Source organism: Geminisphaera colitermitum TAV2 (assembly GCF_000171235.2).
GTDB lineage: Bacteria > Verrucomicrobiota > Verrucomicrobiia > Opitutales > Opitutaceae > Geminisphaera > Geminisphaera colitermitum.
On the sequence record NZ_ABEA03000142.1, the window covers coordinates 1 to 703 of the forward strand.

Genomic DNA, 703 nt, shown 5'->3' on the forward strand with positions numbered 1-703 from the left:
CAGTTGGAACTCCTCACCCGCCACGCCACGCACGTCCGTCCCGGCGGCCACCTCCTCTACGCCACCTGTTCCCTCTGCGACGAAGAAAACACCACTGTCGCCGCCGCCTTCCTCGCCGCCCACCGCGACACCGTTGTTGCCCGTTTCCCGCCCCCCTCCCCCCCCCCGGTCTCACACCCGACGCCTACGGCGGCCTCACCATCCCCCCCGAAATCCACGACACCGACGGCTTCTACATCGCCGCCTTCCAAAGAAAAAACTGACCCGCCCTCTCACCCCGCCAACCTCTTCAACGCCTCCCGGTTCACCTTGCCCTGCGCATTGCGCGGCCAAGGCGACACCCGCACAAAACGCCGCGGACGCTTGAACCCCGCCAGCCGCCCCTCAACCGCGCCGCAACCCGCTCCGCCAACCCCATACTCCCCCCCCCCTCCAACTCCTCCGAGTAAAACGCCACCACCGACTCCCCCCATTCCCGATCCGGCACACCCAGCACCACCACATCCGCAAACAAACCCGACTCGCGCAACGCCGCCTCCACCTCCAGCGGATTCACCTTTTCTCCGCCCGTGATAATCAACGCATCCCCCCGCCCCGCCACCTGCAAACGCCCCTCCGCGTCCAAAACGCCCACGTCGCCCGTCAACCACATTTCCCCCGCCCGCCAGCCCGGCCAGTATCCACGAAACAACGACGCCGCAAC

General features: G+C 67.3%; 1 protein-coding gene and 1 pseudogene. One reads left to right on the top strand and one right to left on the bottom strand.

What is annotated here, in order from left to right:
* Positions 1-3: 3 nt before the first annotated feature.
* Positions 4-84, top strand: a pseudogene (locus tag OBACDRAFT_RS29980) (hypothetical protein); the annotation flags it as partial.
* 220 nt (positions 85-304) lie between these two features.
* On the opposite strand, the gene OBACDRAFT_RS16315 reads toward OBACDRAFT_RS29980, so the two are convergent.
* Positions 305-652: an AMP-binding enzyme gene (locus OBACDRAFT_RS16315; RefSeq protein ID WP_043587468.1), complete on the bottom strand. Its 348-nt coding sequence runs from the start codon at positions 650-652 to the stop codon at positions 305-307.
* Between the last annotated feature and the right edge of the window lie 51 nt (positions 653-703).